The following is an 8,957-nucleotide window of genomic DNA, read 5'->3' on the forward strand; positions in this document are numbered from 1 at the left end:
ATGCCGCGCGTCGCCTGAATTCCGCAATGAATTCATCGTCATTTTTCGCCGAGCTCATTTGGCGAAATCGTCCGGGCGCGCGTCGCGGGCCCAGCGCAGGCGCATATCGTCCGGCCCGTGGCTGGCGACGACCGCCGCCCGAACCGTCGCGACGTCGGCCGCGACGCAGTCGTTCGTCGCGCCGTCGGGGCCAAGCCCGGGAGGCAATCGCGGTTCCGCGACTTCGCCACCGATGGCGTCATCGGACCGGTTGCACTGAGCGAACCAGATCAGCGCTTCGGTCATGCGGCCCTCATTGTCCCGCATCACGGGCTTCAGGCCGTAGTAGTAATAGACCGACCATCCGTCCCGCCGGTCCTCGTACTGGACCAACTGCGGATCCCCCGGCGTCATCAGGAAGGGGTACGACTCCCAGGCGCCAAGCTCGGTGTTGAAGCCCTGAACGGCGTTGAAGCCGGCGGTCGCGGCCGGACGGACGAGCGCGCTGTCCACGCAGCGCGGCCATTTTCGAACCGGCTTGCGGGCGTCGAACCGACAAGTGTCGTCGACTCGAACCCACCAACCCTCCCGGGGCATGACCGCGCCCCGCGTGTCCGCCGGCGAGATCAGCGGCGTCTTGGAAACCACCAGATCGCAGCCGGACAGGGCGGCGGCGGCCAAGGTCATCAGCAAGATGCGAAACAAGCTCACGGCCACCTCACGGAATTATCACGCCACCGTGATCATTCCGTGAGATTCCGTTATCGCGCAAGTCGAGAAAGCAACGTTTCGGCCGGAGCGCGCATTTTTCCGTATGCCCGTTCTTAAGGTTTACACGGCATACCCAAGGTCGAGAGATTCGGAGTCTTCCGCCGTGCCCATGTCCTTCCCCGACCTCGAAGCCCGCCTGCACGACGCCTTTCCGGACGCCGAGATCGTGCTGACCGACCTGGCCGGCGACGGCGACCACTACAAGGCGCGGATCGTCTCGCCCGCCTTCCGCGGCCTGAACCGGGTCAAGCAGCATCAGATGGTCAATCGCGCCCTGGCCGACGTGCTGGGCGGGACGCTGCACGCCCTGGCCCTCGAAACCGCCGCTCCCACGGAGTAGACGCCATGCGCTATCGCCCCTTCGGAAGCGCGGGCGTGGCGGTCTCGGCGATCTCGCTGAGGCTCGAGGACCAGCCTCGCCTGCGGGGCGCGGACTGGCGCAAGCTGATCTTCGCGGCGCTGGAAAGCGGCATCAACAGCTTCGAGATCGACGGCGTCTCGCCGGCCCTGATCGAGGGTGCGACCGAGGCCTTCTCGACGGTCGAACGACGGCTGCTGTTCATCGGCTGGCGGCTGCGCGGCTCCAGCGACCGCGCCCTGCGGGCCCAGGCCGTCCACGACATGATCGACCAGGCCCTGGATCGCACCGGCCTGGGCCACCTGGACCTGGCCACCTTGGACGACCCGGACAAGAACGCCTTTCCCGCCGAGACCCTGGAGCAGCTGAAGGCCTTGCGCGGCGCGCGGCTGATCCGCCTGCTGGGCGTGGCCGGGGCCGGCGAAAACTTCGACGCCTATGTCGCCTCGGGCCAGTTCGAGGCCATGGCCACACCGTTCAACCTGGCCTCGGGCTGGGTGGAGCGCAATCGCGTGCGCGCCGCCATGACCCGCGAGATGGCCGTGATCGGCCAGGACTACTGGCCTGACGTGCTGCGCGAGGAGCACAAGGCCAGCTTCCTGCCCAAGCCGTCGCTGTGGCGACGCCGCACCGACCCGCTGGCCGACGTCGGCGGCTATGACTTCCTGCGCAACACGCCGGGCTGGAACGCCCAGCAGATCTGCCTGGCCTACGCCCTGACCGAGCCGTCCCTGGCCACCGTCCAGGTCACGGCCAGCACGCCCGCCGAGATCGAGGCCCTGGCCGCCATGGCCGAGCGCGACCTGCCCACCGGCTGCGCCGCCCAGATCGAGATGGCCCGCTTCTCGGCCCAGGAAGCGGCGAAGGCAAAGCGTCGCGCCTGACGCTGACGACGGCCCCAAGGCTTGACCCGGAGGGTCGCGGCGCCTAGCTGAGAGCCTACGCCCAAGGATTTCCTTCCATGACCGACGTCGCCTCCTCCCCCGCCATCGACTTCATCGCCAAGACCGTGGCCGAAAACCCCGTGGTCCTGTTCATGAAGGGCGTGCCGGACCAGCCGCGCTGCGGCTTCTCGTCGATCAGCGTCCAGATCCTCGATCACCTCGGCGTCAGCTTCATCGGCGTCGACGTGCTGCAGGATGACGAGCTGCGCCAGGGCATCAAGACCTTCACCGACTGGCCGACCATTCCCCAGCTCTACGTCAAGGGCGAGTTCATCGGCGGCAGCGACATCGTCCGCGAGATGTTCCAGTCGGGCGAGCTGAAGACCCTGCTGGCCGAGCAAGGCCTGATCGAGGCGTGAACCCTCCTACGGAGGGCTCACTTCTTCTAGAGAACGCGCGCCCTCACCCCGAAACCGCCAACACTTTCGGGGGGCGCCTGTGAGCAAGGTCTTCGTCCCGCCGGGCGACGCGTTCAAACTGACCTTCGAACCGAAGGCGTCGGAGATCGACGCCAACGGCCACGTCAACAACGTGGTCTACCTGGCCTGGGGCCAGGACCTGGCGATCGCCCATTGGGACGCCTGGGCCACGCCGGCGGAACGGGCTCCGTGGAGCTGGGTCGCCCGCCGCCACGAGATCGACTACCGCCGCGAACTGCTGCCGAACGAGATCGCCACCGGCTACACCTGGGTGGGCGAGCTGAAGGGCCCGCGCTTCGAGCGCTTCTTCCGCATCGACGGCCCCGATGGCGAGATGTGCGCCCAGAGCCGCACCGACTGGGTGCTGATCGACATCGCCGCCAAACGGCCTGCCCGCGTGCTGCCCTGGATGGTCGAGCGGTTCACGCCCAAGGGCTGAACCAAGCTAGCGCGGCATGCTCACCGGATTGAGCACCGCCAGCCGCCCCTGCCCCGGCACGCCCAGTTCCTGATAGCTGAAGCGCACGGCCGCCGTTGTCGGCGCGCGCTTGCACAGGTCCAGCCGCTTGCGCGCGAAGGCCACCGTCGGCTGGGGACCGGACCGGTCGACATAGAAGGTGAAATCCTCCCGCGTCGTGCAGCCGGTGGAGGCCACCTTCAAGGTCAGCCCCGTCGCGTCGGCCTCCAGGGCGCTCAGGGCCTCCAGTTCGGCCGGAGCGTTGCGTCCGCCGGCGACCAGCGTCACGCCCCCGCGCCCCGCGCAGCCACCCAAGGCCAGAAACAGCCCCGCGGCCAGCAGTCGGCGTCGGTGGAGGATCATGCGAGCCTTGGCAAGGAAGGGAAACTGAGCCCTAGTTTGCCCACGGCTCAGCCGCGCGCAACCGACGAGACCCCGAGTGCTCCGTAATTTCGCTTTGACGGTCATCGCGGCCGTGACCTTGACCGCCTCCCCCGCCCTTTCCGCCGACGCTCCCCTCAGGGATTATGGGGCCCTCGACGCCCAGGCAGCCCGGCTGATGGCGGTCGGCAAGGTCCCGGGCCTGGCCTATGCGGTGATCGAGCACGGCAAGGTCGTCCACGTCAGCGCCCAGGGTTGGCGCAACGTCGACAAGAAGCTGCCCCTGACGACCGACACGATCCTGTACGCCGCCTCGATCAGCAAGGCCGCCTTCGGCCAGTACGTGCTGATGCTGGTCGACGACGGCAAGCTGGACCTGGACACGCCGATCAAGGCCTACCTGCCCAAGCCCCTGCCGGAGTATCCGCGCTACGCCGACCTGGCCGGCGATCCGCGCTGGGAGAAGCTGACCCCGCGCATGCTGATGACCCACACCTCGGGCCTGGCGGACCAGCGGTTCTACGACCCGGACAACAAGCTGCGCTTCAACCTTGAGCCCGGGACCCGCTACGCCTATTCCGGCGAGGCGATCAACCTGATGCAGTTCGTGATCGAGCAAGGCTTGGGCCTGAACGTCGGCGACGAGATGCAGAAGCGGATCTTCGCCTCGCTGGGCATGACCCGCAGCAGCATGATCTGGCGCGACGACTTCGCCGGCAACCTGGCGGACGGCTACAAGGCCGACGGCTCGTTCGAGGAGCATGACGCGCGCGGCAGCGTCAAGGCGGCCGGCTCGCTGGACACCTCGATCCATGACCTGGCCCAACTGGCCGCCGCCATGGTCTCGGGCCGGGGGCTGTCAGCCAAGGCGCGGGCCGAGCGGACCAAGCCCAGCTTCCCGATCGTCAGCAAGAACCAGTTCCCGCCCTTCCTGATCGTCGACAATCCCGACAACGCCAGGATCGGCCTGGCGGCCGGCATCGGCGTGGTGGTGTTCGACGGCCCTCAGGGCCACGGCTTCAACAAGGGCGGCCACAACGACATCACCGACAATCAGCTGATCTGCGTGGAGCGCGGCGAGCGATGCATCGTGCTGCTGACCAACAGCGGCGTCGGGGCGCGGATCTTCCCGCCGCTGGTCAAGGCGGCGCTGGGCGATACGGGCATGCCGTGGACGTGGGAGTACAGCTCGCCGCTGCTGCCCGAAGCGCCCTAGGCGGCCTTCAGGGTCTCGCGCAGGCGGGCGGCCACGTCGCCCAGGGTGATGCGCGACAGGGCCGCGTCGACGTCGGGCGCGCCCTCGGCGGCCATGGAGGTGGCGAGGCCGGCGGTGAAATCGGTGATGGCGGTGATGTGCTGGGCCAGCATGTCGACCATGTGCAGCTCCTGCATGACCTTCAGGCGGCTCTCCAGCGGCACGGCCTCGAGCAGCTGGCCCAGGGCGCTGTCCAGGTGCCCGCATGACACCGCGGCGATCGACATCTCGGCCGACAGGGCCTCCAGCAGGCCGACGATGCCGGTGGTCTTCTCAAGCGTGATGGTCATGGCTTTTCCCCCAAGCGTTTCAACCTGATAGCGCGTGGGGCCTTGTCGCATGGTTAAGGCCGGGGGAAACCTGGGCCGGGGCGACGGATTGTCGCGAAACTCAGCTCCAGGGGCCGGGCGTGCGGCTCGGGGCCGCCGTCGGCACGGCCGTGCCCACCCGCCCCCGCGTGGCCTGGCCGATGCCCAGCCGCAGCAGGGCCTCGACCCGGTTGTGGGTGGCCGGGTGGGTCGAGAACAGGTTGTCGGCGCCCTTGCCGGCCAGCGGGTTGATGATGAACAGGTGCGCTGTGGCCGGATTGCGCTCGGCCTCGTGATTGACCGCGCCGCCGCGGGCGTAGGCCTCGATCTTCTCCAGCGCCCGGGCCAGGGCCCGGCCGTCACCGGCGATCTCCGCGCCGATGCGGTCGGCCTCGTACTCGCGCGAGCGGCTGATGGCCATCTGCACCAGCATGGCGGCGATCGGCGCGAGGATGGCCAGGGCGATGGTCCCGATCATGCCGCCCGGACGATCCTCGTCATCGCGCGAGCCGCCGAAGAACAGGCCGAAATTGGCCAGGGCCGAGATCGCGCCGGCGATGGTGGCCGTCACGGTCATGGTCAGGGTGTCGCGGTTCTTCACGTGGGCCAGTTCGTGGGCCATGACGCCGCGGATCTCGTCGCGGTCCAGCAGGCCCAGTAGGCCCGTGCTGGCGGCGACGGCGGCGTGGGCCGGGTCGCGGCCGGTGGCGAAGGCGTTGGGCTGCTCGCTGTCGATCACCGTGATGCGCGGCCGCGGCAGGCCGGCCCGGCGGGCCAGGTCCTCGACGTCGGCGACGTACTGGCGGACCATCGGCACGGGGTGACCGGCGTCGACCTCGACCGCGCCGTACATGCGCAGCACGATCTTGTCCGCGTTCCAGTACGAAAACAGGTTCATGCCCACGGCGAACACCAGGGCGATCAGCATGCCGGTCGGGCCGCCGATCATGTAGCCGGCCCCGACGAACAACGCCGTCAGGCCGGCCAGCAGGACGAAGGTCTTGAAGTGGTTCATGGCTCTAGCTTGAGATCCGGGGATCAGTCGAAGATGTCGAACAGGTCGAAGCGCTTCTTCTTGCCATAGTGGCCCTGGCCTTGATGGCGGCGCTCGTCGTCGTGACGGTAGTCGGGGCGATGGTCGGAACGCTCGCGGGGCCGCTCGTAGTCAGGCAGGCGCGGCGTCGCGGCCTGGGGCTCGCCCCGTTCCATGGCCATCAGCTTCTCCAGCTCGCCGCGGTCCAGCCACACGCCCCGGCATTGGGGGCACATGTCGAACTCGACGCTGGCGCGCTGCACGGCCTGCATGGACGCGTCGCAATTGGGGCACATCAGAAGCGGCATCGGGCGGTCCCTGTCCTGTTGATGGACGGGTGTCCTCGAAGCTGAGCCGGCGGTGGAGGGAGGGGGACAACCGGACCCAGACATCGAGAACACCCGATGCGGTCCGACATCACGAGTGCTTGCATCACTCGCCAGAGGGGCCCGGCCCGCTTTTGAAAGTTAGGGGCCCGTTGTGGCGGTTCAAGGGCCAAAAACGAAAAAGGCCCCGGATTTCTCCGGGGCCTTTCCGATCGTCTTCGAGGTCGACGCTTACGAAGCGTAGAATTCGACGACGAGGTTCGGTTCCATCTTCACCGGGTACGGCACTTCCGACAGTTCCGGCACGCGCACGTAGGTGGCCGACAGGCCCTTGGCGTCGACGGTGATGTATTCGCAGAAGTCACGCTCGGCCGAAGCCACGGCTTCCAGCACCAGCGCCATGTTGCGCGACTTTTCGCGAACGGCGATCACGTCGCCGATCTTGACGCGGTAGCTGGCGATGTTCACGCGCTTGCCGTTCACGGTCACGTGGCCGTGGTTCACGAACTGGCGGGCGGCGAACACGGTCGGGACGAACTTGGCGCGGTAGACGATGGCGTCCAGGCGCGACTCAAGCAGGCCCACCAGGTTTTCAGCCGTGTTGCCCTTGCGGCGCGCGGCTTCTTCGTAGGTGCGCGAGAATTGCTTCTCGGTCAGGTTGCCGTAGTAGCCCTTCAGCTTTTGCTTGGCGCGCAGCTGCAGACCGAAGTCCGAAACCTTTTGCTTGCGGCGCTGGCCGTGCTGGCCGGGGCCGTAGGACCGCTGGTTGACCGGCGACTTCGGCCGACCCCAGAGGTTCTCGCCCATACGGCGATCGATCTTGTACTTGGCGCTATGGCGCTTGGACATAAGTCACTCTTTTAGTTCGATCCGGGCCGGCGCCCTCGAGAGGGTGCGATCTCAACGGCGGCTTCGGGTCATTCCGTCATGCGTTTTTCGCGCCGTCCGGCAAGCCGGCGGCGAGAAGGGGCGGTTTATGACGGAGGGGCGGCGGGGAGTCAACGGCCGGTCGCGACGGCGGTGTTCATCAGGCCCGGCGTGAACCGCGTCAGCGATCGGGCCACCTCGATCGGATAGACGCCCATGGCCCGGGGGCTGTAGCCCTTCCAGCGCCCGACCCAGGGCGTCAGATTGTCGAGCACGTACCTGTCGTCGATCACCAGCACGGCGTGGGCCTGCTTGCCGTAGCCGAACACCGCCAATTGCATGCGCGAGCTGCTCCAGCCCAGCCGCTGGAGGATGCGGGCCTTGGTCAGGGCGTAGTCCTCGCAGTCGCCCTTGCCGTCCGGCGGATTCTCGACCCAGACATCGTCGACCCCGTAGTGGTCCAGGTCGTTGGTGATCGCGATGGCCTTGTTGGTTTCGCGGGTGACGCATTGCAGTTGCGCCTCGCCGGTCAGGGACGCGCAATGGGCCGCCCGCGCCCTGGCGCTGGAACCCACGATGTAGGCCGCCACGAGGAAGCCGCAGAGCGCCCCGAAGCCCGCGCCGAACAGGAACGCGTTGCGCAGCGTCACGGCGCGACGCCCTCGAAGCAATTGCGGTCGATTTCTCCAGTCAGGGCCGGATTGCCCCATGGAACATCTTGGCAAGGATCAAATAAGCTGATCGGGTAAGCCAACATCGTACGCAACCGCACTGGTGCAATAACGCCCTTGCACAACGATATGTTGACTCAGAAAGATCGACTTGGCAACTTTCAGGCAATCTTGACCGTAATTGTCCAAGTAATTCGGCGATATACACAAACCGTTGACTAACTAATTGGCGCCAGATCGCGCATAAACTGATCAAAATGATCAGATAATCTTGCTAAGCAAGCGACCCATTTGAAGCCGCCCCCGCGGAATGCGGAAATGCGAGGCCCGACGCGGCTTCTAGAGCTTGGCCGCGTGCCACGCCACGTGGTCGCCGATGAAGGTGGCGATGAAGAAATAGCTGTGGTCGTAGCCTTCCTGGCGACGGACGGTGACCTTGCGGCCGGCCTTGGCGGCGGCGGCTTCGATCAGTTCGGGCTTCAGCTGGTTTTCCAGGAAGCTGTCGGCCAGGCCCTGGTCGATCAGGATCTCGTCGAAGCTCGTCCCCGCTCCGTCCTCGATCAGGGCGGTGGCGTCATGGGCTCGCCAGGCGGCGCGGTCGGGACCCAGATAGGCGGTCATCGCCTTGTCGCCCCACGGGCAGTTCAGCGGCGAGACGATCGGCGAGAAGGCGCTGACCGACTTGAACAGGTCCGGATTGCGCAGGGCGATCGTCAGGGCCCCGTGACCGCCCATCGAGTGGCCGAAGATCCCGCGCCGGGCCGGGTCCAGCGGGAAGGCGCCGTCGACGGCCTCCAGCAGGTCCTTGGTGACGTAGGAGTACATGCGGAAGTGCGGGGCCCACGGCGGCTGGGTGGCGTCGACATAGAACCCCGCCCCCTGCCCCAGGTCGTAGGCCGGATCGTCGGCGACGCCTTCCCCGCGCGGGCTGGTGTCCGGCGCGACGATGGCCACGCCGTGCCTGGCCGCGTGCTCGTAGACCCCCGACTTGGTGGTGAAGTTGTCCTCGGTGCAGGTCAGGCCCGACAGCCAGACAAGGTAGGGGAACGACCCCTCCCCGCCATTCTTGTCTGTATCGGGCGTCCACACCGTGAACTTCATCGGCGTGCCGGTGCTGGCGCTGTCGTGCCGGCAGTAGCGCAGTGTTCCGCCCTGGGTGCGGTGGGTGGCGAGGGTTTCGACGGTCAT

13 protein-coding genes are annotated in these 8,957 nt (G+C 67.2%); 5 read left to right on the plus strand and 8 right to left on the minus strand.

From position 1 onward, the window contains the following. Window positions 1–54: 54 nt before the first annotated feature. Complete coding sequence (locus tag AC1DMQ_RS16825; protein ID WP_477034702.1) at window positions 55–690, minus strand: hypothetical protein; 636 nt, start codon at window positions 688–690, stop codon at window positions 55–57. 163 nt (window positions 691–853) lie between these two features. On the opposite strand from AC1DMQ_RS16825, the gene AC1DMQ_RS16830 reads away from it, so the two are divergent. The 4 genes from AC1DMQ_RS16830 (at window position 854) to AC1DMQ_RS16845 (ending at window position 2,910) form a co-directional block, all read left to right on the plus strand. Then, window positions 854–1,090, plus strand: coding sequence for a BolA/IbaG family iron-sulfur metabolism protein (locus AC1DMQ_RS16830; protein WP_477034703.1), 237 nt, complete (start codon window positions 854–856; stop codon window positions 1,088–1,090). Window positions 1,091–1,095: 5 nt separating this feature from the next. Continuing rightward, window positions 1,096–1,992 (plus strand): aldo-keto reductase family protein, encoded by an 897-nt coding sequence (locus AC1DMQ_RS16835; RefSeq protein ID WP_477034704.1) that lies wholly within the window; start codon window positions 1,096–1,098, stop codon window positions 1,990–1,992. Window positions 1,993–2,069: 77 nt separating this feature from the next. Beyond that, complete coding sequence (gene grxD, locus AC1DMQ_RS16840) at window positions 2,070–2,411, plus strand: Grx4 family monothiol glutaredoxin (RefSeq protein WP_477034705.1); 342 nt, start codon at window positions 2,070–2,072, stop codon at window positions 2,409–2,411. Window positions 2,412–2,490: 79 nt separating this feature from the next. Next, the gene (locus tag AC1DMQ_RS16845; RefSeq protein WP_477034706.1) at window positions 2,491–2,910 is read left to right on the plus strand and encodes an acyl-CoA thioesterase; all 420 of its coding nucleotides are present in this window, start codon (window positions 2,491–2,493) and stop codon (window positions 2,908–2,910) included. Window positions 2,911–2,916: 6 nt separating this feature from the next. On the opposite strand, the gene AC1DMQ_RS16850 is transcribed toward AC1DMQ_RS16845, so the two are convergent. Continuing rightward, the gene (locus tag AC1DMQ_RS16850; RefSeq protein WP_477034707.1) at window positions 2,917–3,291 is read right to left on the minus strand and encodes a hypothetical protein; all 375 of its coding nucleotides are present in this window, start codon (window positions 3,289–3,291) and stop codon (window positions 2,917–2,919) included. 76 nt (window positions 3,292–3,367) lie between these two features. Here AC1DMQ_RS16850 and AC1DMQ_RS16855 point away from each other — a divergent pair, with 76 nt between their 5' ends. Then, window positions 3,368–4,525: a serine hydrolase domain-containing protein gene (locus AC1DMQ_RS16855; RefSeq protein ID WP_477034708.1), complete on the plus strand. Its 1,158-nt coding sequence runs from the start codon at window positions 3,368–3,370 to the stop codon at window positions 4,523–4,525. On the opposite strand, the gene AC1DMQ_RS16860 is transcribed toward AC1DMQ_RS16855, so the two are convergent. The 6 genes from AC1DMQ_RS16860 to fghA all read right to left on the minus strand — a co-directional run bounded on the left by AC1DMQ_RS16860 (window position 4,522) and on the right by fghA (window position 8,957). Beyond that, window positions 4,522–4,854 (minus strand): hypothetical protein, encoded by a 333-nt coding sequence (locus tag AC1DMQ_RS16860; protein WP_477034709.1) that lies wholly within the window; start codon window positions 4,852–4,854, stop codon window positions 4,522–4,524. The two genes, AC1DMQ_RS16855 and AC1DMQ_RS16860, sit on opposite strands and share 4 nt — an antisense overlap. 100 nt (window positions 4,855–4,954) lie before the next feature. Beyond that, window positions 4,955–5,887, minus strand: a complete 933-nt coding sequence (gene htpX / locus AC1DMQ_RS16865; RefSeq protein WP_477034710.1) for a zinc metalloprotease HtpX — start codon at window positions 5,885–5,887, stop codon at window positions 4,955–4,957. Between the two features lie 23 nt (window positions 5,888–5,910). Next, window positions 5,911–6,213 carry a TFIIB-type zinc ribbon-containing protein gene (locus tag AC1DMQ_RS16870; RefSeq protein WP_477034711.1) on the minus strand — a complete coding sequence of 101 codons (303 nt, stop codon included), beginning with the start codon at window positions 6,211–6,213 and terminating at the stop codon, window positions 5,911–5,913. 249 nt (window positions 6,214–6,462) lie between these two features. Then, complete coding sequence (gene rpsD, locus AC1DMQ_RS16875; protein WP_477034712.1) at window positions 6,463–7,080, minus strand: 30S ribosomal protein S4; 618 nt, start codon at window positions 7,078–7,080, stop codon at window positions 6,463–6,465. Window positions 7,081–7,229: 149 nt separating this feature from the next. After that, a complete protein-coding gene (locus AC1DMQ_RS16880; protein WP_477034713.1) occupies window positions 7,230–7,748 on the minus strand; it encodes a transglutaminase-like cysteine peptidase in 519 nt (172 codons plus the stop codon). Between the two features lie 360 nt (window positions 7,749–8,108). Further along, window positions 8,109–8,957 (minus strand): S-formylglutathione hydrolase, encoded by an 849-nt coding sequence (fghA, locus tag AC1DMQ_RS16885; RefSeq protein ID WP_477034714.1) that lies wholly within the window; start codon window positions 8,955–8,957, stop codon window positions 8,109–8,111.

This window comes from Caulobacter sp. 05L422 (genome assembly GCF_056397765.1).

What these genes read in the sequence shown, in the direction of transcription:
- AC1DMQ_RS16835 (WP_477034704.1), top strand. Translation starts at nt 1,096, where the DNA reads ATGCGCTATCGCCCCTTCGGAAGCGCGGGCGTGGCGGTCTCGGCGATC.
- grxD (WP_477034705.1), top strand. Translation starts at nt 2,070, where the DNA reads ATGACCGACGTCGCCTCCTCCCCCGCCATCGACTTCATCGCCAAGACC.
- AC1DMQ_RS16850 (WP_477034707.1), bottom strand. Translation starts at nt 3,291, where the DNA reads ATGATCCTCCACCGACGCCGACTGCTGGCCGCGGGGCTGTTTCTGGCC.
- AC1DMQ_RS16860 (WP_477034709.1), bottom strand. Translation starts at nt 4,854, where the DNA reads ATGACCATCACGCTTGAGAAGACCACCGGCATCGTCGGCCTGCTGGAG.
- htpX (WP_477034710.1), bottom strand. Translation starts at nt 5,887, where the DNA reads ATGAACCACTTCAAGACCTTCGTCCTGCTGGCCGGCCTGACGGCGTTG.
- AC1DMQ_RS16870 (WP_477034711.1), bottom strand. Translation starts at nt 6,213, where the DNA reads ATGCCGCTTCTGATGTGCCCCAATTGCGACGCGTCCATGCAGGCCGTG.
- rpsD (WP_477034712.1), bottom strand. Translation starts at nt 7,080, where the DNA reads ATGTCCAAGCGCCATAGCGCCAAGTACAAGATCGATCGCCGTATGGGC.
- fghA (WP_477034714.1), bottom strand. Translation starts at nt 8,957, where the DNA reads ATGACCGTCGAAACCCTCGCCACCCACCGCACCCAGGGCGGAACACTG.